Raw genomic sequence first — 22,580 nt, 5'->3', positions numbered from 1 at the left:
CAATTTACACCTTGTTAACTAAAATGCTTGCATTCAAAAATTTCTTGTGCTATAATTCGACTTGAGGGTGAGATATGCATAAAAAAGTATTTTCAAGCATATTGACTACTTGCTTTCTTAAACAAATGATATAAAAACATTTATGTGCAGCCTTTATTTAGGTGGTGTCACTAGCTAGTGATTCGAGTTTTTTTACCATTTGCTAAAGATGGGGTGGTTAGCTGCCAGCTGGCATTTTTTTTGAGAAATTCTTTTTTATGAAGTTGTGCACAAAATATAAATTCCCCCCCACAAAAATATGAAGTGATGTTGGTCACTTTGGAGGTTTAATTAATATGAACAATCGTTTCAGACTCTTATCAAGATCTGTTGTAGCAGCTGCGGCTATTATTCCAGCAATTGCTGTTGCGAATAATGCTCAGGCTCAAGATTATGGTTATAACTACTATCAACCAGGTTATAATTACTGGAATGGCGGCTACAACAATTATAACTATGGTTATAACAACTATAATTACCGTAACAACCGCAACTACCGTTACAATAATTACAACTATGGTTATAATAACTATTATCCAGGCTATAACTATGGCTACAATGGCTATAATTACAACAATGGTTACAATAACTATTATCCAGGCTATAACAACTGGAATTACAACTATAGCAACAACTACGGCTATAATGGTTGGAATAACTACAACAATCTGGCAAATGATGAGAACTATATTTACTGGAATGGTAACCATTACTACCGTATGACAGATGGTTCTTACCGTATCTATCGTGATGGTGAGTGGAAGCCATTGACAAATACTAACAATAACAGCACATCCAATAACAACCTGGAAAACGATCCACACTATCGTTATGAAAATGGTTATCATTACTATGTATTAGATAACGGTGACTATTACTACTATAAAAATGGTAAGTGGGTGTTTGTTAAGGATTCTGCTGATAACTCAACTAATCCAACAACTCCAAGCCAGCCGGAAGAACCAAAACCAGAAGTTCCAACTCCGACACCAGCGGAACCAGAGCAACCAACTCCAGCTCCAAATGATAGACCGGAACAACCAACAACTCCATCAGAACCAAAACCTGAGGTACCAAGTGTTGATTTGCCAGAAAATCCTCCAATTAACGGTGCAGAAGGTGAGCTTGATCCATTTGCTCCGAAACCAGAGCAGCCAGCAGAACCAAAACCAGAAACTCCGACAACACCTTCTGTGCCAGAGACTCCTGGTTTGGTAACTACTGATAAACCAAGTGAAGATCAAATCCCGCCATATGTTGAAAAACCAGCAGAAGGTCTTGAGCATTTAGCTTGGGCACCAAATGGACAAACTCCAAAATTGGTTTACCCACCAGGAAAACCAGGTGATAAAGCCCTTGAGAATGATAAAAATTACTACTTCGATGGTAGTACACACTACTATTATGTACCATCTAACACAGAGCGTACAGGTTATTCAGCATACTGGAAGTGGATTGGACAAAAATGGAAACTGCAAGGTATGACAGATCCAAACGATCCAGGTGTTGATCCAAAACTTCACGAAAACACTGCTGATGATGAATACATGTACAGTGATAAAGACTCTAGCGTGAAATTGTACTCAACTAACCTAGTGACAACTGCTAAAGCAGGTCAACCGCTGCCATTCAAGAACGTTGAAGAGTTCAAGAACTACGTTATCGAAAAGATGAATCCTAAGTTCCTTGATAACGCAGGATGGGATGCCAAAGTTGAATGGGAAATCGAAGATCCAGAAATCTTTGAGAATACTAAAGAAAACCCATATGCTAAGGATTATGTCTTGATTGCAAACCTTAAGAGTGGTGTTGAGGATAAGAAATACAGTGATGTAGAATTTGGTTATGTTAAGTTTGTTTACCGTGTTGAAGCAACAAACGATACAAACTATGACTATGTTTCAAAAGCCAAAGAAGCTTTCGCTAAAATTAATGAAGAGCGTAAAGCTCAAGGCTTGAAAGAGTTGACTTGGTCAGAAGACATTTATCAAAATCAAGCACTTCCAAAAGTAAATGAAATTTCACGTCAATATGATAGCTCAGGCTTTGTTGGACGTCGTGATGAAGATGCCTCTGTTGTCGTTAAGAAATGGGCTAACAGCGGTCTGAGAGAATTACTTCTTGATCCTAACGTAACTGAAGGTGCAGTAGCGACAGTTGTAGACGGAAATGGTGTATACTACTGGGCTTACAGCTATAAATAATAAGGAATTGTATTCTTAAATATCTGTGCTCTTAATCTTTGGTTGCATATAAACCACACTCCAAAAGTTGGATTTTAACCGTCTGACTTTTGGAGTTTTTTTGTTGAATTAACTAGGAAGCAAAAATAGCGTTTGTTAAGAAATTTTAGGGTTTTAAAAAGCAGAAAGAAACTTTTGGGTACAAAAAAAGCACCGATTGGTGCTTATGATTATTTGAGACCGTATTTTTTGTTGAAACGATCCACACGTCCATCTGCTTGAGTGAACTTTTGACGTCCAGTGTAGAATGGGTGTGAGTCTGATGAAATTTCTACACGGATCAATGGGTAAGTTTCACCTTCGAATTCAACTGTTTCGTTTGAACGCTTAGTTGAACCACTAAGGAACTGGTAGCCGGTAGAAGTGTCCATGAAGACAACTGGGCGGTATTCTGGATGAATATCTTTTCTCATTTTACAAAAATTTCCTTTCTGCCATGGTCTCTTTGCGAGCCATAGATTAGTTACTTTGATAGTTTATCAAATTCTGATTGATTTGACAAGACTTTTAGACTAATTTCTTACTTTTTTGCCAATTCTTTCATCTCGGTGTAGATTTGCTCTATTTCTTCTTTTGAAAATGCATTGGCTCCGCTGGCTAGTGGGTGTCCACCGCCGTGATGATTTTTAGCAATACCGTTGATAGGAATAACCTTGCTGCGCATGCGGACACGGTAGTGACCTTCAGGCTGCTCAACAAAGATAGCCCACAGACCGACTTCTTCAATTCGTCCAGGCGCTCCGACAATGGCTGCAGTATCGGCATCGGTCAGTTGATAGGAGTGTAAAACTTCCTGAGGCAGAATGACCCGCGCAGTCCCATTTTCATCTATTTCCAATTGCTCATATACATAGCCCTGCAGTTTAGCTACTTGGCGGCTGATAGAGTCCATTTTGCGAGACAAGGCTGATAAGTCGAAATCGTACTGGCGTAGCTTGGCAGCTACTTCGAATGTGCGGGCGCTAGTAGAAGGATAAAGGAAGCGGCCAGTGTCTCCGATGATACCAGCATAGAGGAGTTCTGCAGCTTCCTTGCTCAAGTCTAAGTCATTTTCAAAGGCAAAGAGAGCGATCATCTCACTGGCACTGCTAGAGCTTGTATCAACTAGAGAAATATCTCCGTAAACCTCATCGTCAGGATGATGATCGATTTTGATGAGGAAGTCGCCTGTCGTGTAGCGTTGGTCGTCAATACGGGCTGTATTAGCGGTATCACAGATGATGACTAGGGCCTCTTGGTATTCTTCGTCTGCGACTTGGTCCATTTGTGCTAGCCACATGAGATTGGGCTCATCGTAGCCTGTCACTTTGATTGTCTTTTCTGGGAAGTGGTACTGAAGCAGCTTTTGCAGTCCGACCTGACTGCCAAGCGCATCGGGATCAGGCCTCATATGGCGATGGATGATAATAGTATCATATTCTTTGATCTTACTTAAAATATCATGATAAAGAGTCATAAATAACCTCGTCAACTTTCTTTACCCATTGTAGCATAAGAGTTTTTATTTTTAAAATAAAAAAGATATGATATAATGAGAGCAGATTAGAATTTGGAGGAAACTATGACCTTAGCGAAAATTGTATTTGCCAGCATGACTGGAAACACCGAGGAAATTGCTGATATTGTGGCGGATAAGCTAAGAGACCTGGATGTAGAAGTTGAAGTGGACGAGTGCACCACTGTCGATGCAGAAGATTTCTTGGAAGCAGATATTGCGATTGTAGCGACCTATACCTATGGTGATGGTGAGCTGCCTGATGAGATGATGGACTTCTACGAAGACTTGTCCGGATTGGATTTGTCTGGCAAGGTCTACGGAGTAGTCGGTTCAGGCGATACTTTCTATGACGAATTCTGCAAGGCTGTCGATGACTTTGATGCTGCCTTTGCTGCTACAGGAGCACTTAAGGGCGCAGAAAGTGTTAAAGTAGACCTATCTGCGGAAGATGATGATATTGCACGCTTGGAAGCTTTTGCAGAAGGCTTGGTTAATAAAGTTTAAAGTGATAAATAGAGGAAACGGCTGCGGCCGTTTTTATTTTGCGAAAGTGTTATTTTCTGACAATTCTCATGATTAGGAGTATAATGTAAGTAAGCGCTATCCGTCAGATAAAGGAGGAGTCCCTATGAAAGAACGCGACTATGCCTTTGGCTTTCATGATGATGTCAAGCCGCTCTTTTCGACTGGTAAAGGCCTGACAGAAGAAGTAGTTCGAGAAATCTCAGAAATCAAGAATGAGCCCCAGTGGATGCTGGACTATCGTCTGCGCTCCTTGGAACTCTTTCATAAGTTACCCATGCCCGATTTTGGCCCTGATTTGTCAGGGATTCGCTTTGATGATGTTATCTATTATCAAAAGCTAAGCGGAGATCGGGCTCGCAGTTGGGATGAGGTCCCAGAAGAGATTAAGAAAACCTTTGACCGCTTGGGAATTCCAGAAGCTGAGAAGCGCTTTCTATCTGGAGCTGTGGCTCAGTATGAATCTGAAGTGGTTTACCACAATATGAAAGAAGAGTTTGCCAAGCTGGGCATTATCTTCACCGATACGGATACGGCTGTTCAGGAATATCCGGACTTGGTTAAGCAGTATTTTGGTACTGTGATTTCAAATGCTGAGCATAAATTTTCTGCGCTTAATAGTGCGGTTTGGTCCGGCGGAACCTTTATCTATGTGCCCAAGAACGTCCAGTGCCAAGTTCCTGTTCAGACCTATTTTCGTATCAATGGTGAAAACGCTGGCCAGTTTGAGCGCTCCTTGATGATTATCGAGGAGGGTGGCTCAATCCAGTATATCGAGGGTTGTACAGCACCGACTTACACAAGCAATAGTCTTCATGCGGCAAATGTCGAAATCATTGTCAAAAAGGATGCCTTTTTCCGCTATACGACCATTCAAAACTGGTCGGACAATGTCTATAACCTCGTAACGGAGCGGGGGATTGTTGAGGAGGGCGGCACCTTAGAGTGGATTGATGGTAACTTAGGCAGCAAGGTCAATATGAAATATCCCTGTAGCATTCTTAATGGCCGAAATGCACGGACTTCTGTCCTCTCTATGTCCTTTGCCAACTATGGTCAGCACTTAGATGCGGGCTGCAAGGTTTTTCATAATGCGCCCAAGACTTCCAGTACCTTGATTTCTAAATCAGTGGCCAAGGATGGCGGCAAGACAGACTATCGTGGGCAGGTTCGCTTTGGCAAGAATAGCGCTGGCTCCAAATCTCATATCGAGTGTGATACCATTCTGATGGATGGCGAGTCCAGTTCCGACACTATTCCTTTTAATGAAATCCATAATTCAAATGTAGCGCTAGAGCATGAAGCCAAGGTTTCCAAAGTGTCTGAGGACCAGCTCTACTACCTGATGAGCCGAGGCATCAGCGAAGAAGAAGCCACAGCTATGATTATCAACGGATTTATGGAACCCATTACCAAAGAACTTCCAATGGAATACGCCGTCGAACTCAACCAACTCATCAACATGAGTATGGAAGGCTCAGTTGGTTAAAAAGGTTCGGGGAACCTTTTTAATCTGCGGATAAAAACTCGCTTTTGCGAGTTCTCCTTAATCCAAGGTCCAGTGGACCTTTTTAATATGCTGATAAGAACTCGCAAAAGCGAGTTCCCTTTAATAAGGTCCGGGGTACTGTTTTAGGTTTCAGATAAGCACTTGGTTAAGCGAGTGCTCTTTAAAAAGGTTCGGGGATCCTTTTTAATCTGTAGATAGGGGCTCGTCTTTGCAGGTCCCCCTTAATCCGAGGTCCTTGAGACCTTTTTATTTAGAATAAAACTAGAAAATTTTACTATATTTTGTTATGATAGATAGAATACAAGGAGGAAGTAGATGACGTTAGAAGAAATCAGACAGGAAATTGATCAAGTTGATGATGCAATCGTTGCCCTGCTGGAGCAACGCATGAATCTGGTTGGCCAAGTCGTGGCTTTAAAAAAGTTAACTGGCACAGNTGTCTTGGATAGCAAGAGAGAAGATGTAATTTTTGCCAGAGTTGCGGATAAGGTTAAAAACAAGGACTACAAAGAAACTGTTGTTGCGACCTTTTCAGACATCCTGAAACGTTCTCGGGAATTTCAGAATAAAAATATCTCATGAAAGAAGTACAGAACTCGATAGCTGTGGCTTTATCTGCGATGGCAGGCGGTTGGCTACGTTACCAAGTAGCGCTCTTATCAGTTTTTGCTGATTCATTTCCGCTGGCTACCTTACTGGTCAATTATTTGGGAACTTTTTTGCTAGTCTATATTATCAAGGGCTATCTTAGCAGTAAAGTTAAGTCCCAGCGTCTGCTTTTAGCGCTTTCGACCGGTTTTTGCGGAGGTTTGACGACCTTTTCTGGTCTTCTGCTAGACAGTATCAAACTAGCAGATTCAGGGCGCTATATGGAGCTTCTTATCTATCTAGTCTTAAGTGTAGGTGGTGGACTTGCAATCGCCCTATGGGCTGGAAAGCAGGTGAAGTCATGATGTGGGCGATGTTAATCTGCTGTGGCGCTGGTGCTCTCGTTCGTTATGTTTTCTCCAAGGTAAATAGTAGATACTCTCTGCCGATTGGGACTTTATTTGCAAACTTGCTAGGTGCTTTTCTAATCGGTTATTTTTATAATCATATAGAAGACAAGCAGCTTTATGTGATTTTGGCAACAGGCTTCTGTGGTGGACTGACGACCTTTTCCACTTTGAATGCTGAGCTGGCAGAGCTCTTTTCGGAGCGAAAGAAATTTGTTCTCTACTTGGGTTTGACTTATATTCTAGGAATTTTAGCGATTCTTTTGGGAATTTTCATTTAAACATCTTTACATTTTTAGAAATTTTGATATAATATAGTTTGTGCCTAATGGAAGCACAAAAAACGGCTAATCCGCTGCGGTCTTGAACCTTAAGATTAGTAAGATAGGAGTAGAAAAAATGAATCCATTAATCCAAAGTTTGACTGAAGGTCAACTTCGTACTGACATCCCTGCATTCCGTCCTGGTGACACTGTCCGCGTTCACGCGAAAGTTGTCGAAGGAACTCGCGAACGTATCCAGATCTTTGAAGGTGTGGTTATCGCTCGTAAAGGTGCTGGTATCTCAGAAACTTACACCGTTCGTAAGATCTCTAACGGTATTGGTGTTGAACGTACTTTCCCAATCCACACTCCACGTGTTGACAAGATTGAAGTCGTTCGTTACGGTAAAGTCCGTCGTGCTAAATTGTACTACCTTCGTGCATTGCAAGGTAAGGCAGCGCGTATCAAAGAAATTCGCCGTTAATCTTAGAAAGACTCTGTCGTTGGGCAGAGTTTTTCTCTAAGTCCCCTTAGTTCAATGGATATAACAACTCCCTCCTAAGGAGTAGTTGCTGGTTCGATTCCGGCAGGGGACATGGATATGAAAAACTACGTTGTCAAACGTAGTTTTTTCTATGTTTAAATAAAAAATCTATAAAATAAATTGTTTTTTAGGAAATAGGAGTACAATACGGTTAGTATAGAAAATAAAAAAGCACCGAATCGGTGCGCACTTTTTCAAGTTGAATACGGACTGAGCTTAAAAACCACTGCCTTATTTTAACTTGCTGTGTTGTTTCGAATAGTTCCAACAAAGTAATTATATAATATTTTTCTTTAAATGTAAACGTTTTTGTGTTAAAATATTGACATAAAAAACAAATTTATAAAAGGGGAGTTTTTATGAAGAAATCATATTCAATAGGACTTGATATAGGAACAAATAGCGTTGGATGGGCTGTAGTAAATGATGATTATAAAGTTCCTGCCAAGAAAATGAGAGTTTTTGGAGATACAGATAGAAGTCATATTAAGAAAAATTTATTAGGCACGTTATTATTTGACGATGGAAATACTGCAGAGAGTAGACGTCTGAAACGAACAGCTCGTCGTCGCTATACTCGTCGACGTAACCGTATTCTTTATCTCCAAGAAATTTTTATAGAATCAATGAATGAAATAGATGAAAGCTTCTTCCATCGTTTAGATGACTCCTTTTTAGTTCCTGAGGATAAGAGGGGAAGTAAATACCCTATTTTCGCTACCTTGGAAGAAGAAAAAGAATATCATAAGAAATTCCCGACTATCTATCATTTGAGAAAACACCTGGCGGACTCAAAAGAAAAAACTGACTTGCGCTTAATCTATTTGGCATTAGCTCATATGATTAAATACCGCGGACATTTTTTATATGAAGAATCTTTCGATATTAAAAACAATGATATCCAAAAGATTTTTAATGAATTTATAAGCATTTACGACAACACCTTTGAAGGAAGTTCACTTAGTGGACAAAACGCACAAGTAGAAGCAATTTTTACTGATAAAATTAGTAAATCTGCAAAGAGAGAACGCGTTCTAAAACTCTTTTCTGATGAAAAATCCACTGGTCTCTTTTCAGAATTTCTCAAGTTAATTGTAGGAAATCAGGCTGATTTTAAAAAACATTTTGACTTAGACGAAAAAGCTCCACTACAATTCTCTAAAGATACCTATGATGAGGATTTGGAAAACTTACTCGGACAAATTGGAGATGGTTTTGCAGACCTTTTCCTAGTTGCTAAAAAACTTTATGACGCCATTCTTCTATCAGGAATCTTAACTGTCACAGATCCTTCAACCAAGGCTCCACTATCAGCATCTATGATTGAGCGCTATGAAAACCACCAAGAAGATTTAGCAGCTTTAAAACAATTCATCAAAAATAATCTTTCAGAAAAATATGCTGAAGTTTTTTCTGACCAATCTAAAGATGGATATGCTGGGTTTATCGATGGCAAGACCACTCAAGAAGCATTTTACAAATATATCAAAAATCTTCTCTCTAAATTAGAAGGAGCAGATTATTTCCTTAATAAAATTGAACGCGAAGATTTTTTGAGAAAACAACGCACCTTTGATAATGGTTCTATTCCTCACCAAATTCATCTTCAAGAGATGAATGCCATTCTCCGTCGTCAAGGAGAACATTATCTATTTCTGAAGGAAAACAGAGAAAAGATTGAGAAAATCTTGACCTTCCGTATTCCTTACTACGTTGGNCCGTTGGCTCGTGGCAATCGTGATTTTGCTTGGCTAACTCGAAATTCTGACCAAGCAATCCGACCTTGGAATTTTGAAGAAGTTGTTGATAAAGCAAGCTCTGCAGAAGACTTCATCAATAAGATGACTAACTATGACTTGTATCTCCCAGAAGAAAAAGTTTTGCCCAAGCATAGTCTGTTGTATGAAACATTTGCTGTCTATAATGAATTAACAAAAGTAAAATTTATTGCAGAAGGATTGAGAGACTATCAATTCCTTGATAGTGGGCAGAAGAAGCAAATTGTCAATCAATTATTCAAAGAAAAAAGAAAAGTAACTGGAAAAGACATCATCCATTATCTACATAATGTTGATGGCTACGATGGAATTGAACTAAAAGGAATTGAAAAACAATTTAACGCAAGTCTTTCTACTTATCATGATTTGCTCAAGATTATCAAGGATAAAGAGTTTATGGATGACCCTAAAAATGAAGAAATTCTTGAAAATATAGTCCATACTCTCACAATCTTTGAAGATCGTGAGATGATTAAGCAACGCCTTGCTCAATATGACACTCTCTTTGATGAGAAAGTAATCAAGGCATTGACTCGTCGACATTATACTGGTTGGGGCAAACTTTCTGCCAAATTGATTAACGGTATCTGTGATAAACAAACAGGGGATACGATTCTTGACTTCTTGATTGATGATGATAAAATCAATCGTAACTTTATGCAGTTAATCAACGATGACGGACTTTCCTTCAAAGAAATTATCCAAAAAGCACAAGTAGTTGGCAAGACAGATGATGTGAAGCAAGTTGTCCAAGAACTCCCAGGTAGTCCTGCTATCAAAAAAGGAATTTTACAAAGTATCAAGATTGTTGATGAACTTGTCAAAATTATGGGCCATGCCCCTGAGTCCATCGTGATTGAAATGGCGCGTGAAAATCAAACTACTGCCAGAGGGAAAAAGAATTCCCAACAAAGATATAAACGCATTGAAGATGCACTAAAAAATCTAGCACCTGGACTTGATTCAAATATTTTAAAAGAAAATCCTACAGATAATATTCAATTGCAAAATGACCGTCTCTTCCTCTACTATCTCCAAAATGGGAAGGATATGTACACTGGAAAAGCCCTTGACATCAAACAACTAAGCAACTATGACATTGACCACATCATTCCACAGGCTTTTATAAAGGACGATTCTCTCGATAACCGTGTCCTAACCAGCTCCAAAGATAATCGAGGTAAATCAGATAATGTTCCAAGTATAGAAGTTGTTCAAAAAAGAAAAGCTTTTTGGCAACAATTATTGGATTCCAAATTGATTTCAGAGCGTAAATTTAACAATTTAACTAAGGCTGAACGTGGTGGATTAGATGAGCGTGATAAAGTTGGATTTATCAAACGTCAGTTGGTTGAAACACGGCAAATCACAAAACATGTCGCTCAGCTTTTGGATGCCCGCTTCAATACAGAAGTGAATGAGGAGAACCAGAAAATTCGTACTGTCAAAATTATTACTTTGAAATCCAACCTTGTTTCAAACTTCCGTAAAGAATTTGGTTTATACAAAGTGCGGGAAATCAACGACTATCACCACGCTCACGATGCCTACTTGAATGCAGTGGTTGCAAAGGCTATCCTTAAAAAATATCCTAAACTTGAGCCTGAATTTGTCTATGGTGACTATCAGAAATATGATCTTAAAAGATACATCTCAAAATCAAAAGTTTCTAATACTATTGATAAAGCAACTGAAAAATATTTTTTCTACTCAAACTTGTTGAATTTCTTCAAAGAAAAGGTGCGCTACGCTGACGGAACGATTAAAAAAAGAGAGAATATTGAGTATTCTAATGACACAGGAGAAATCGCTTGGAATAAAGAAAAAGACTTTGCCACAATCAAAAAAGTTCTTTCACTTCCGCAGGTGAATATTGTGAAGAAGCGAGAGGTGAAAACAGGTGGATTCTCTAAAGAGTCCATTCTTCCTAAAGGAAATTCTGATAAGCTAATCCCTCGAAAAACAAAGGATATTCTTTGGGACACTACTAAATATGGGGGAGTTGATAGCCCTGTTATCGCCTACTCAATCTTGCTCATTGCCGATATCGAAAAAGGAAAAGCGAAAAAACTGAAGACTGTCAAAACTCTAGTTGGTATCACGATCATGGAAAAAGCCGCTTTTGAGGAGAATCCAATAACCTTCCTTGAAAATAAAGGCTATCATAATGTCCGTAAAGAAAACATCCTCTGCCTACCTAAGTATAGTTTGTTTGAACTGGAAAATGGTCGCAGACGCATGCTTGCCAGTGCGAAAGAACTTCAAAAAGGTAATGAAATAGTGCTTCCAGTATATTTAACAACCTTGCTCTACCATTCTAAAAATGCCCATAAACTAGACGAACCAGGACATTTGGAATACATTCAGAAACACCGAAATGAATTTAAGGATTTGTTAAATCTTGTATCTGAGTTCTCTCAAAAATATGTCCTCGCTGAAGCGAATCTGGAAAAAATCAAGAACTTATATGCAGACAATGAGCAAGCAGATATAGAAATTCTAGCAAATTCATTTATCAATTTGTTGACCTTTACTGCTTTGGGTGCTCCTGCTGCCTTTAAATTTTTTGGCAAAGATGTTGATCGAAAACGATACACAACTGTATCCGAAATCCTCAACGCTACCCTCATCCACCAGTCCATCACTGGTCTTTATGAGACTCGGATTGACTTGAGTAAACTAGGAGAAGACTAATGGGATGGAGAACCATTGTTGTCAATACACACTCTAAGCTCTCCTACAAGAACAATTACTTGATTTTTAAAGATGCCTCTCGGACAGAATTGATTCACCTGTCCGAGGTAGATATCTTACTTTTGGAGACAACAGATATCGTTCTCTCCACTATGCTGATAAAACGCTTGGTGGATGAAAATATTCTAGTCATCTTTTGTGATGATAAACGCTTGCCAACGGCATACTTAATGCCTTATTACGGTCGACATGATTCCAGTTTGCAACTCTCTCGGCAAATTGCTTGGAATGAAGATGTAAAGGCGGAAATCTGGACAACTATCATTGCACAAAAAATTCTCAATCAAGCTTTTTATCTGGGAACTTGTGGTTTTGTGGAAAAGAGCCAGTCCGTCATCGATCTCTATCATGGGTTGGATTTGTTTGATCCTAGTAACCGTGAGGGACACGCAGCTCGCATTTATTTCAACACCTTGTTTGGAAATGATTTTAGTCGTGAGCAAGATAGTGATGTCAATGCTGCCTTGGACTACGGTTACACCTTGATTTTGAGTATGTTTGCGCGTGAGATTGTGTTGTCTGGCTGCATGACTCAGTTTGGCTTGAAACATGCCAATCAGTTTAATCAATTCAACCTAGCTAGCGATATTATGGAGCCTTTCCGTCCTATTATTGACAGAATCGTTTATGAAAATCGAAATAGTTCTTTTGTCAAAATCAAACGAGAACTTTTCACTATTTTCTCAGATACCTTCCACTACAATGGTAAGGATATGTACCTGTCCAATATCGTCAGTGACTATACTAAGAAAGTCATCCAAGCTCTCAATCAACCTGAGAAAGGAGTTCCTGAGTTTAGGATATGAGTTATCGATATATGCGTATGATTTTAATGTTTGATATGCCAGTTGATACCGTAGAGGAACGCAAGGCCTATCGGAAATTTCGGAAGTTCCTCATAGATGAGGGGTTTATCATGCACCAATTCTCCATCTATAGCAAGCTCTTGCTCAACAACTCTGCTAATAATGCCATGATTGAGCGACTCAAAATTCATAACCCTAAAAAAGGAAACATTACTCTCTTAACCGTTACAGAAAAGCAGTTTTCTCGCATGATTTACTTAAATGGCGAGCGAAATACCAGCGTAGCAAACTCCGACGCTCGCTTGGTCTTTCTGGGAGAGGAGCCTAGAGATGAAGATTAATTTCCCGCTATTGGATGAACCATTAGCTATTGAAAATACAACTTTTTTAGTGTTGGAAGACCAGTTTACCTTTTCAACTATCGTCAAGCAGTTCTACCAATATACTGATGATGGGAAGTTGAAGTTGTTTGATAGAAATCTAAAAGCACTGAAAGAGTCTGAATTACTTGTGATAACGGATGTCTTAGGATACAATCTCAACTCACCTGCAATGCTTAAATTAATACATGCTGATTTAGAAAATCAACTCAATGACAAGCCCGAAGTTAAGTCCGTGATTGAAAAGTTGGTTGCTACGATTACAGAATTGCTGGCATTTGAGTGTTTGGAAAACGAGTTAGACCTAGAGTATGATGAAATCACCATTCTAGAGTTAATCGATGCACTTGGTGTCAAAGTCGAAACTCTAAGTGATACACTTTTTGAAAAGATGCTAGAAATTGTCCAGGTTTTTAAATATCTTTCTAAAAAGAAACTCCTTGTTTTCATCAATGCATCTGCCTATCTATCAAAGGATGAGTTAGTAAATTTGATAGAGTATATCCAACTTAATCAACTGTCCGTCTTGTTTGTTGAGCCTCGGAAAATCTATGATTTTCCGCAGTATGTATTGGATCAAGACTATTTCTTGAACCCCGAAAATATGGTATAATTAGAGTAACAATTGGAACCTGACGAGCTGAAGTCTGGCTGGGACGAATGGCGCGATTACGAAATTTCGTGAGAAAAATTTTTCTACGAGGTTTTAGAGCTGTGTTGTTTCGAATGGTTCCAAAACATATTTTAACTACGTTCCTAAAGACCAATAGTTTTAGAGCTGTGTTGTTTCGAATGGTTCCAAAACTTGACACTTTTGTAGCTGAGAACTTTTTGGGTTTTAGAGCTGTGTTGTTTCGAATGGTTCCAAAACCTCTGCAGCTGAGAAATAACCATTACCCAAGTTTTAGAGCTGTGTTGTTTCGAATGGTTCCAAAACTCCTTTGTGGATCAAAGAACCACATCCAAAGTTTTAGAGCTGTGTTGTTTCGAATGGTTCCAAAACTGGCTTCGCTATACTCTGTTAAAACGTCACGTTTTAGAGCTGTGTTGTTTCGAATGGTTCCAAAACTTATTAAAGGTCTCAACATCAAAATAGATGGTTTTAGAGCTGTGTTGTTTCGAATGGTTCCAAAACTTATATCACAGCTGATGAATTGGACTACATGTTTTAGAGCTGTGTTGTTTCGAATGGTTCCAAAACCGTATTTTTTTTTTTCTAACCCCGTGTTACGTTTTAGAGCTGTGTTGTTTCGAATGGTTCCAAAACGGTAAAAACTGGTGGGATAAGCTTTTATCTGTTTTAGAGCTGTGTTGTTTCGAATGGTTCCAAAACACTAAAGGAGTATGGAATGACCGGGAGCTGGTTTTAGAGCTGTGTTGTTTCGAATGGTTCCAAAACATTCGTGGTGCAGCTTAATTTAAAGGGCTTGTTTTAGAGCTGTGTTGTTTCGAATGGTTCCAAAACCGGTTGATGTTGCTCTTGCAAATCAGACTTGTTTTAGAGCTGTGTTGTTTCGAATGGTTCCAAAACTTGATGATATATCTCGTATTGATGTTTGTAGTTTTAGAGCTGTGTTGTTTCGAATGGTTCCAAAACTCTCTAAGAGCAGCCATCTCAACAGTCATCGTTTTAGAGCTGTGTTGTTTCGAATGGTTCCAAAACCATTTTCTTTCCAGTTCTCGACCTTGTAGTGTTTTAGAGCTGTGTTGTTTCGAATGGTTCCAAAACAATCGCAGAGCTAGAAGCTGACACAGCAGAGTTTTAGAGCTGTGTTGTTTCGAATGGTTCCAAAACATAAGAGTCATGGCAGAATACAGACCGGATGTTTTAGAGCTGTGTTGTTTCGAATGGTTCCAAAACTTAATGCGGATCACATGCGAAATCTTCCAAGTTTTAGAGCTGTGTTGTTTCGAATGGTTCCAAAACAGAGGACGGGTGATGGTACGGCTAGTAAGTGTTTTAGAGCTGTGTTGTTTCGAATGGTTCCAAAACTATAAGAGGTTTGATTAATGGTTAATGTGTGTTTTAGAGCTGTGTTGTTTCGAATGGTTCCAAAACATGTGTGTATGGATGTTAGACTTTCTTCTTGTTTTAGAGCTGTGTTGTTTCGAATGGTTCCAAAACGCTATCCAATAGACGTGCAAGTGTTTGCTAGTTTTAGAGCTGTGTTGTTTCGAATGGTTCCAAAACTCGCTCAAACTGGAGCAATCAAGGCGGCTAGTTTTAGAGCTGTGTTGTTTCGAATGGTTCCAAAACACTTACTAGCTAAAATGCCGAAAAGCTCAAGTTTTAGAGCTGTGTTGTTTCGAATGGTTCCAAAACAAGTCGTTCGGAAAGGCGTTATTTACTGGTGTTTTAGAGCTGTGTTGTTTCGAATGGTTCCAAAACTCTGAACCCTGCGGCTGCCGTTGTCATAGCGTTTTAGAGCTGTGTTGTTTCGAATGGTTCCAAAACGCCCTGTATTCAATTTTAGTGTCTTCTGAGGTTTTAGAGCTGTGTTGTTTCGAATGGTTCCAAAACGAACTAATTAAACTGAGAACAGAGATAAATGTTTTAGAGCTGTGTTGTTTCGAATGGTTCCAAAACAGCAAGTAACCTAGTCATTCATAGCCTTTTGTTTTAGAGCTGTGTTGTTTCGAATGGTTCCAAAACTTCTTTTCGAAGTTATCTCGGTTTTCGTAAGTTTTAGAGCTGTGTTGTTTCGAATGGTTCCAAAACCATAGAGTTTCAATAGCTGCTTACGACTATGTTTTAGAGCTGTGTTGTTTCGAATGGTTCCAAAACCTTGCAGAGCGGATAAAGTTAATTACCGCGGTTTTAGAGCTGTGTTGTTTCGAATGGTTCCAAAACTTCAAGCAGTATATTTCACAGAAGCCATTCGTTTTAGAGCTGTGTTGTTTCGAATGGTTCCAAAACCTGACAACGCCAATAAGATGGGTACCTCTAGTTTTAGAGCTGTGTTGTTTCGAATGGTTCCAAAACCCGTAGAGGGCAGCACAGTGACGAGCGGAAGTTTTAGAGCTGTGTTGTTTCGAATGGTTNCAAAACCTGCTTATCGTGATAATCATATCCGTGGCAGTTTTAGAGCTGTGTTGTTTCGAATGGTTCCAAAACTACAGGAATTAAAATTGATATTGGCTCTAAGTTTTAGAGCTGTGTTGTTTCGAATGGTTCCAAAACTTTAGAACAAGTGATTGATGATTTGTTAAAGTTTTAGAGCTGTGTTGTTTCGAATGGTTCCAAAACGATATAAGGGAAATAGTCAGATACAGTGGCGTTTTAGAGCTGTGTTGTTTCGAATGGTTCTAAAATTTAAATCAAGTTGCACGTACAAGGCCAATAGTTTTAGAGCTGTGTTGTTTCGTTTTTAGTTATCATAAAAAGGACTGTTTTGTCAAGCCCCAGATAAACTGGACAGTAAAAAAGTACATTATTGATGAAGGTATGACTCCCTGAATTCCACAGGGGTCATACCTTTTAATTTTTCTTGCGGTCTATCAAAGTTATACCACTGAATATAGTAGCTAATTTGTTGGATTAACTCATCTCTAGTTTCTGGTTTGTGAAGGCTAAGTGACTCACTCTTTAAATGGGAGAAGAAATTCTCACAACAAGCATTGTCATAACAGTTTCCTCTTCCTGAGTGAGAGATTGTTACGTCGTAGGCATCTAATTTTCTTAAGTATTGGACGTTTGTATATTGAAAGCCTTGATCTGAATGGAGAATACACGATTAGGTCGTATCCCATGTTTCATTAAAGAGCAAATCTAAATTATCAAAAACAAGACGATTATCATTGAAATCGGAAAGCTGATAGGCTAGAATAGAGTTGTCATATAAGTCTTTTATGACACTTAGAAACATCCGTCCATTTTTGTAATAGACATAACTAACGTCTGTCACGAGTTTTTGGTTGGGACGAGATGCTTCAAACCTGCGGGCAAGCATGTTTGTAGTGGACGTGTCTTGCCTTTTCGTTTATCTCACGTTTGTGTACAAGAGTCATATTTTTTCTTGCGAATAGGGGATTTGAGCCCTAAGATTCTCATATAACGATGAATGGTTTTCGGATTATGATAGATATTTTTTGGCGTTGGAGTTGCCGCCAATGATAGCGATAGCCCTTAGGCTGCTCTTTGAAAGATGCTGTAATGTGTTCAGCTAAATTCCAATCAAACGCTTTATAATCTGGTTTGCCATTTTTTAGCAATAGATAATAAGACGAGCGAGGAAATCCAAAATAAGCACACATAGCCACTACTGAATAACGATCTTTTAATTTCTGAACCACTCGATACTGGGCACTTCTCACTTCTTGAGGAGTGCCCTTAAAGTTTTTAAAATATCATTTTCCATCCTAAGATATTTATTTTGTTCCTCTAGTGTCATGTCTTCTAGTTTGACAGACTTTGGACGACTGGTAGATGATTTTCCTCGTAAATCTTGTTTCAGAAGATTTAGATTTTTGCGATACTTTTTTAACCCAGTTCTCTACCTGGCTTTTGGATTTTAAGCCATATTTTCGTGCAATTAAATTCAGACCGCCACTTTTTCCACTTAAGTAATCTTCTACTACTTGGAGTTTAAAATCTGGATGGTATGTAGTGAATTGACTTCCTTTTTTTGCCATAAGAAAAGAACCTCCTTATCAGAACAGTATAGTGTACTTTTTTATACTGTCCATTATAAGCGGTTCTGTTCAGTTTATTCAGTCCTCTTATTCTCTATTTCCCTAAGCAAAATTGGCTGAAGAGNTGGGTGATAAGCTCGTCTGGTGCGGCGTCACCAGTGATTTCGCCAAGTATCTCCCAAGTGCGAGTCATATCGACTTGGAGAAGATCTACCGGCATACCCATTTCCAAGCCTTGGTTGACGGCTTGCAGACTTTCCAGAGCTTTTTCGATCAAGGAAATGTGACGGGCGTTGGACAGGTAGGTAGCGTCTTGCTCGACGATACCAGCATTTTCAAAGAAGAGCTGATTGATGCGTTCTTCAATTTTATCGATATTTTGATTGTGGAGGACAGAAATTTTGATAGCATCTGCTGGCAGCTGATCCAACTCAATCTTTTCTTCAAGGTCAGTCTTGTTAAGCAGGATGATGCGATTGCTGTCTTGACTGATTTCGAGCAACTGGCGGTCTTGGTCTGTCAGAGGTTCGCTGGCATTTAAAACTAATAGAACCAAGTCAGCTTCCTGCAGGGCTTTTTTAGAGCGCTCAACTCCAATTTGCTCAACAAGGTCGTCGGTTTCCCGAATGCCTGCGGTATCAATGAGTTTGAGCGGCACGCCCTTGATATTAACATACTCCTCGATCACATCACGAGTCGTACCTTCGATATCAGTCACAATGGCCTTGTCCTCGCGCAGGAGATTGTTGAGCAGGCTGGACTTGCCAACATTAGGCCGGCCGATGATAGCAGTGGAAATACCTTCGCGTAAAATCTTACCTCGTCGCGCAGTATTGAGAAGGTTGCTCAGCAGTGCCTCGAATTCAGCTGTTTTTTCTCGCATAAGCTGGGTCGTCATCTCTTCCACGTCGTCGTACTCAGGATAGTCGATATTGACCTCGACCTGCGCCAGTGTGTTGAGGATTTCCTGACGGGTATTGTTGATAAGGTTGGATAGAGAACCATCCAGTTGCTTGACAGCATTGTTCATGGCTTTATCGGTCTTGGCGCGGATGATATCCATGACAGCCTCTGCCTGAGTCAAATCTACGCGCCCATTGAGAAAGGCCCGCTTAGTAAATTCACCAGGCTCAGCCATTCTAGCGCCCTCGCGGATAGCCAGCTGCAGGATTTCATTCGTGACCGCAATCCCACCATGGGTATTTATCTCGATGATATCCTCGCGCGTGAAGGTTTTGGGAGAGCGCATAGCACCAAGCATAACCTCATCCAGAATTTCCTGATTTTGAGGGTCGACGATATGGCCGTAGTTGAGCGTGTGGCTTTCCACTTTGCTTAGATTCTTCCCTTTGAAGATTTTTTGGGCAATAGCAAAGCTGTCAGTCCCGCTTAGTCTGACAATGCCGATAGCCCCTTCGCCAAGAGGCGTAGAAATCGCAGCGATTGTATCAAATTCTCTGGTAATCATACTGTATTTTTCCTTGTGTTTAAAATCAATTACCTTAATTGTAACGCAAAAATCAAGGAGGAGCAAGGCTTTCGATTATCAAGCCAAAGGAATGAAATTTAAGTCTGGTAAAGAAAACACTTTCATGTTAGTGAGAATCATGATATAATAAAAGTAGTGTGATTTGAGGAGGTGCTATGGAAAATCTAAAGAAACTGGCAGGAATCAAGGCTGCTGAATTTGTCCAAAGCGGGATGATAGTTGGTCTCGGGACGGGTTCGACCGCTTATTATTTTGTCGAAGAGATTGGTCGGCGTATAAAAGAGGAAGGACTACAGATTACAGCTGTTACGACTTCCAGTGTCACTAGCAAACAGGCCGAAGGATTGGGTATTCCGCTCAAATCCATTGATGAAGTTGACTTTGTTGATGTGACAGTTGATGGTGCTGATGAGGTTGATTCAGCCTTTAACGGTATCAAGGGTGGTGGCGGCGCACTACTCATGGAGAAAGTAGTAGCGGTGCCTACAAAGCACTATATCTGGGTAGTTGATGAGAGCAAGATGGTAGAGAAGCTAGGTGCCTTCAAGCTGCCAGTAGAAGTTGTTCAGTATGGTGCTGAGCAGCTCTTTCGTCGCTTTGAGCGTGTTGGATATAAGCCAGCCTTTCGTGAGAAAGATGACCAACGTTTTGTCACGGACATGCAGAATTTCATTATCGACTTAGATTTAGGTGTGATTGAAAATCCAGTTGAGTTTGCGCAAGAACTAGATCATGTAGTGGGCGTAGTGGAGCATGGACTGTTTAATCAAATGGTAGACAAGGTCATTGTTGCTGGGAAATCGGGTCTTCAAGTTTTAGAGGCCAATAAATAGAAAGAGGTTTTTTATGCCAAAATTTAATCGTATTCACTTGGTAGTCATGGACTCAGTTGGTATCGGTGCTGCACCAGATGCCAATAACTTTGTCAATGCAGGGGTACCAGATGGTGCTTCAGATACTCTGGGACATATTTCCAAAACGGTAGGACTGAATGTACCAAACATGGCTAAGATTGGTCTGGGAAATATTGAGTGTCCTGCTCCTTTGAAGACAGTTCCTCAAGAAGAAAATCCTAGCGGCTACTATACCAAGCTGGAGGAAGTATCGCTTGGAAAAGACACGATGACAGGCCACTGGGAAATCATGGGTCTCAATATTACTGAGCCTTTTGATACTTTTTGGAATGGCTTCCCAGAAGAAATCCTGACTCAGATTGAAGAGTTTTCTGGTCGCAAGGTCATTCGTGAGGCTAACAAGCCATACTCTGGTACAGCAGTTATTGATGACTTTGGTCCTCGTCAGATGGAAACAGGCGAGCTGATTATCTATACCTCTGCTGACCCAGTATTGCAAATCGCAGCACACGAAGAAGTGATTCCTTTGGAAGAGCTCTATCGTATCTGTGAATTCGCCCGCTCTATTACCTTGGAACGCCCTGCGCTTCTGGGACGTATTATCGCTCGTCCTTATGTAGGTGAGCCAGGCAACTTCACTCGTACAGCCAACCGTCACGACTATGCCGTTTCTCCGTTTGAGCCAACTGTACTTGATAAGCTCAATGAAGCTGGAATTGACACCTATTCTGTTGGTAAGATCAATGACATCTTCAACGGCGCTGGAATCAATCATGATATGGGACACAATAAGTCTAACAATCATGGCGTAGATACTTTGATCAAAGCCATCAAAGACGAGAATTTCAAAGAAGGTTTCTCATTCACTAACCTAGTAGACTTTGATGCTCTTTATGGTCACCGCCGTGATCCACATGGCTACCGTGACTGCCTAGAAGAGTTTGATGCTCGCATCCCAGAAATCATTGAAAACATGCGTGAAGATGATTTGCTCATGATTACTGCTGACCATGGTAACGACCCTACCTATGCTGGAACCGACCATACTCGTGAGTACATTCCGCTCTTGGTCTTCGGAAAATCGCTGAGCGGTCATGGTCATATTCCTGTCGGACACTTTGCGGATATCTCAGCTACCGTTGCTGAAAACTTCGGAGTAGACAAGGCGATGATTGGTCAAAGCTTCTTGGACAAATTGGTATAAGCATTATAAGAGAGTGAGGAAAATGTTTTATGACAAGCTTATCAGAAAAAATCAAAGCAACAGCAGCCTTCTTAAAAGAAAAAGGTATGACAGAGCCTGAATTTGGTCTGATCTTGGGATCTGGTTTGGGAGAATTGGCTGAAGAAATTGAAAATGCTGTTAGTCTTGACTATGCGGATATTCCAAACTGGGGCCGCTCAACTGTTGTTGGTCACGCTGGTAAATTAGTTTATGGAGACTTGGCAGGACGGAAAGTCTTGGCACTGCAAGGCCGTTTCCATTTCTATGAAGGAAATCCTTTAGACATTGTTACTTTCCCAGTGCGTGTGATGAAGGCTCTTGGTGCGAAAGGTGTTATTGTCACTAATGCTGCCGGTGGTATCGGCTATGGTCCAGGTACGCTTATGGCGATCACTGACCACATCAATATGACTGGTCAAAATCCTTTGATCGGTGAAAACTTGGATGAATTTGGTCCGCGTTTCCCTGATATGTCTAAATCTTACACTCCAGAATACCGTACCGTCGCTCATAAAGTTGCTGATAAGCTTGGTATCAAGCTGGATGAGGGTGTCTATATCGGTGTAACTGGACCAACTTACGAAACGCCTGCAGAAATCCGTGCTTATAAGACGCTCGGAGCAGATGCAGTCGGCATGTCTACTGTTCCTGAAGTGATTGTAGCAGCACATTCTGGTTTGAAAGTCCTTGGGATTTCATGCATTACAAACTTTGCTGCTGGGTTCCAAGAAGAGCTAAATCATGAGGAAGTGGTTGAAGTAACAGAACGTGTCAAAGGTGATTTTAAACGACTGCTTAAAGAAACACTTGCTGAATTGTAAAAAAATGTTGAAAGGCGCAGTGTCTGGATTGGTAATTGACGCTGGAACAGCCTCTCTGTCTAACTGATAAAATTATAAAACTAAAGAAAGGTAAAGTGTGTTCAGATTTAAACACGAGCGAAAAACTATCTTTCAAATAAACACAGAAAGGAAGGGCGTCTGAGTTTGAATTGAACTCGGGCTAGTCTTTCTACGAAATATTAAAAATAAGAAAGAAAGGAATTGAA

At 40.1% G+C, this 22,580-nt stretch carries 19 protein-coding genes, 1 tRNA gene and 1 CRISPR repeat array; of the genes, 15 read left to right on the top strand and 5 right to left on the bottom strand.

Annotation, left to right across the window (positions count from 1 at the left end; genetic code table 11):
- The first annotated feature begins 335 nt into the window (after positions 1–335).
- Entirely contained in the window at positions 336–2,243 is a 1,908-nt protein-coding gene (locus D8886_RS03745) for a CAP domain-containing protein (protein WP_125434279.1), read from the top strand.
- 209 nt (positions 2,244–2,452) lie between these two features.
- On the opposite strand, the gene D8886_RS03740 is transcribed toward D8886_RS03745, so the two are convergent.
- Both D8886_RS03740 and D8886_RS03735 read right to left on the bottom strand, forming a co-directional pair.
- A complete protein-coding gene (locus D8886_RS03740; RefSeq protein WP_002895374.1) occupies positions 2,453–2,695 on the bottom strand; it encodes a type B 50S ribosomal protein L31 in 243 nt (80 codons plus the stop codon).
- 107 nt (positions 2,696–2,802) lie between these two features.
- A complete protein-coding gene (locus D8886_RS03735) occupies positions 2,803–3,738 on the bottom strand; it encodes a DHH family phosphoesterase (protein WP_125434278.1) in 936 nt (311 codons plus the stop codon).
- Positions 3,739–3,843: 105 nt separating this feature from the next.
- Here D8886_RS03735 and D8886_RS03730 point away from each other — a divergent pair, with 105 nt between their 5' ends.
- The 11 genes from D8886_RS03730 (at position 3,844) to csn2 (ending at position 13,945) form a co-directional block, all read left to right on the top strand.
- A complete protein-coding gene (locus D8886_RS03730; protein WP_125434277.1) occupies positions 3,844–4,284 on the top strand; it encodes a flavodoxin in 441 nt (146 codons plus the stop codon).
- Between the two features lie 124 nt (positions 4,285–4,408).
- Positions 4,409–5,791 carry a Fe-S cluster assembly protein SufB gene (gene sufB / locus D8886_RS03725; RefSeq protein WP_002918936.1) on the top strand — a complete coding sequence of 461 codons (1,383 nt, stop codon included), beginning with the start codon at positions 4,409–4,411 and terminating at the stop codon, positions 5,789–5,791.
- A 336-nt stretch (positions 5,792–6,127) separates the two neighbouring features.
- Positions 6,128–6,394 (top strand): chorismate mutase, encoded by a 267-nt coding sequence (locus D8886_RS03720; RefSeq protein ID WP_125434276.1) that lies wholly within the window; start codon positions 6,128–6,130, stop codon positions 6,392–6,394.
- Positions 6,391–6,765, top strand: a complete 375-nt coding sequence (gene crcB / locus D8886_RS03715; protein WP_125434275.1) for a fluoride efflux transporter CrcB — start codon at positions 6,391–6,393, stop codon at positions 6,763–6,765. Before D8886_RS03720 ends, crcB (D8886_RS03715) begins: the two co-directional genes overlap by 4 nt.
- Positions 6,762–7,088 (top strand): fluoride efflux transporter CrcB, encoded by a 327-nt coding sequence (gene crcB / locus D8886_RS03710; protein WP_185761241.1) that lies wholly within the window; start codon positions 6,762–6,764, stop codon positions 7,086–7,088. The genes crcB (D8886_RS03715) and crcB (D8886_RS03710) overlap by 4 nt, the downstream gene beginning before the upstream one ends.
- A gap of 118 nt (positions 7,089–7,206) precedes the next feature.
- Complete coding sequence (gene rplS, locus D8886_RS03705) at positions 7,207–7,554, top strand: 50S ribosomal protein L19 (RefSeq protein ID WP_009660455.1); 348 nt, start codon at positions 7,207–7,209, stop codon at positions 7,552–7,554.
- A 40-nt stretch (positions 7,555–7,594) separates the two neighbouring features.
- A tRNA-Arg gene (locus tag D8886_RS03700) sits at positions 7,595–7,666 on the top strand.
- 307 nt (positions 7,667–7,973) lie between these two features.
- On the top strand, positions 7,974–12,086 hold the full coding sequence (gene cas9 / locus D8886_RS03695; RefSeq protein WP_125434273.1) for a type II CRISPR RNA-guided endonuclease Cas9: 4,113 nt from the start codon (positions 7,974–7,976) through the stop codon (positions 12,084–12,086).
- Positions 12,086–12,952, top strand: a complete 867-nt coding sequence (cas1, locus tag D8886_RS03690; RefSeq protein ID WP_125434272.1) for a type II CRISPR-associated endonuclease Cas1 — start codon at positions 12,086–12,088, stop codon at positions 12,950–12,952. The genes cas9 and cas1 overlap by 1 nt, the downstream gene beginning before the upstream one ends.
- Entirely contained in the window at positions 12,949–13,293 is a 345-nt protein-coding gene (gene cas2 / locus D8886_RS03685) for a CRISPR-associated endonuclease Cas2 (protein ID WP_002933593.1), read from the top strand. Before cas1 ends, cas2 begins: the two co-directional genes overlap by 4 nt.
- Complete coding sequence (gene csn2 / locus D8886_RS03680; protein ID WP_125434271.1) at positions 13,283–13,945, top strand: type II-A CRISPR-associated protein Csn2; 663 nt, start codon at positions 13,283–13,285, stop codon at positions 13,943–13,945. The genes cas2 and csn2 overlap by 11 nt, the downstream gene beginning before the upstream one ends.
- A gap of 90 nt (positions 13,946–14,035) precedes the next feature.
- A CRISPR array of direct repeats spans positions 14,036–16,645; the repeat unit is 36 nt; unit sequence GTTTTAGAGCTGTGTTGTTTCGAATGGTTCCAAAAC.
- Positions 16,646–16,763: 118 nt separating this feature from the next.
- Here the strand turns inward: csn2 and D8886_RS11780 are convergent.
- From D8886_RS11780 to mnmE, 3 genes are all read right to left on the bottom strand, one after another.
- On the bottom strand, positions 16,764–16,985 hold the full coding sequence (locus tag D8886_RS11780; protein ID WP_260469331.1) for an IS3 family transposase: 222 nt from the start codon (positions 16,983–16,985) through the stop codon (positions 16,764–16,766).
- 715 nt (positions 16,986–17,700) lie between these two features.
- The gene (locus D8886_RS03670) at positions 17,701–17,964 is read right to left on the bottom strand and encodes a helix-turn-helix domain-containing protein (protein WP_260469327.1); all 264 of its coding nucleotides are present in this window, start codon (positions 17,962–17,964) and stop codon (positions 17,701–17,703) included.
- A 94-nt stretch (positions 17,965–18,058) separates the two neighbouring features.
- Positions 18,059–19,432: a tRNA uridine-5-carboxymethylaminomethyl(34) synthesis GTPase MnmE gene (gene mnmE, locus D8886_RS03665; RefSeq protein WP_125434270.1), complete on the bottom strand. Its 1,374-nt coding sequence runs from the start codon at positions 19,430–19,432 to the stop codon at positions 18,059–18,061.
- A 176-nt stretch (positions 19,433–19,608) separates the two neighbouring features.
- Here mnmE and rpiA point away from each other — a divergent pair, with 176 nt between their 5' ends.
- Genes rpiA through D8886_RS03650 form a run of 3 tightly spaced genes read left to right on the top strand, consistent with a single transcriptional unit; the run spans position 19,609 to position 22,353 of the window.
- A complete protein-coding gene (rpiA, locus tag D8886_RS03660) occupies positions 19,609–20,286 on the top strand; it encodes a ribose-5-phosphate isomerase RpiA (protein WP_125434269.1) in 678 nt (225 codons plus the stop codon).
- A 13-nt stretch (positions 20,287–20,299) separates the two neighbouring features.
- On the top strand, positions 20,300–21,511 hold the full coding sequence (locus tag D8886_RS03655) for a phosphopentomutase (RefSeq protein WP_125434268.1): 1,212 nt from the start codon (positions 20,300–20,302) through the stop codon (positions 21,509–21,511).
- A gap of 29 nt (positions 21,512–21,540) precedes the next feature.
- Positions 21,541–22,353 carry a purine-nucleoside phosphorylase gene (locus D8886_RS03650; protein ID WP_125434267.1) on the top strand — a complete coding sequence of 271 codons (813 nt, stop codon included), beginning with the start codon at positions 21,541–21,543 and terminating at the stop codon, positions 22,351–22,353.
- Positions 22,354–22,580: the final 227 nt, after the last annotated feature.

This window comes from Streptococcus sanguinis (genome assembly GCF_003943655.1).
Classification (GTDB): Bacteria; Bacillota; Bacilli; order Lactobacillales; family Streptococcaceae; genus Streptococcus; species Streptococcus sanguinis_F.
This window is presented reverse-complemented; position numbering and strand designations above follow the sequence as displayed.

Coding starts and splice junctions, on each gene's coding strand:
- D8886_RS03740 (WP_002895374.1), bottom strand. CDS start 2,695: ATGAGAAAAGATATTCATCCAGAATACCGCCCAGTTGTCTTCATGGAC.
- cas2 (WP_002933593.1), top strand. CDS start 12,949: ATGAGTTATCGATATATGCGTATGATTTTAATGTTTGATATGCCAGTT.
- D8886_RS03730 (WP_125434277.1), top strand. CDS start 3,844: ATGACCTTAGCGAAAATTGTATTTGCCAGCATGACTGGAAACACCGAG.
- rplS (WP_009660455.1), top strand. CDS start 7,207: ATGAATCCATTAATCCAAAGTTTGACTGAAGGTCAACTTCGTACTGAC.
- D8886_RS03655 (WP_125434268.1), top strand. CDS start 20,300: ATGCCAAAATTTAATCGTATTCACTTGGTAGTCATGGACTCAGTTGGT.
- D8886_RS03745 (WP_125434279.1), top strand. CDS start 336: ATGAACAATCGTTTCAGACTCTTATCAAGATCTGTTGTAGCAGCTGCG.
- D8886_RS03670 (WP_260469327.1), bottom strand. CDS start 17,964: ATGGCAAAAAAAGGAAGTCAATTCACTACATACCATCCAGATTTTAAA.
- crcB (WP_185761241.1), top strand. CDS start 6,762: ATGATGTGGGCGATGTTAATCTGCTGTGGCGCTGGTGCTCTCGTTCGT.
- D8886_RS03650 (WP_125434267.1), top strand. CDS start 21,541: ATGACAAGCTTATCAGAAAAAATCAAAGCAACAGCAGCCTTCTTAAAA.
- rpiA (WP_125434269.1), top strand. CDS start 19,609: ATGGAAAATCTAAAGAAACTGGCAGGAATCAAGGCTGCTGAATTTGTC.
- csn2 (WP_125434271.1), top strand. CDS start 13,283: ATGAAGATTAATTTCCCGCTATTGGATGAACCATTAGCTATTGAAAAT.
- sufB (WP_002918936.1), top strand. CDS start 4,409: ATGAAAGAACGCGACTATGCCTTTGGCTTTCATGATGATGTCAAGCCG.
- crcB (WP_125434275.1), top strand. CDS start 6,391: ATGAAAGAAGTACAGAACTCGATAGCTGTGGCTTTATCTGCGATGGCA.
- cas1 (WP_125434272.1), top strand. CDS start 12,086: ATGGGATGGAGAACCATTGTTGTCAATACACACTCTAAGCTCTCCTAC.
- D8886_RS03735 (WP_125434278.1), bottom strand. CDS start 3,738: ATGACTCTTTATCATGATATTTTAAGTAAGATCAAAGAATATGATACT.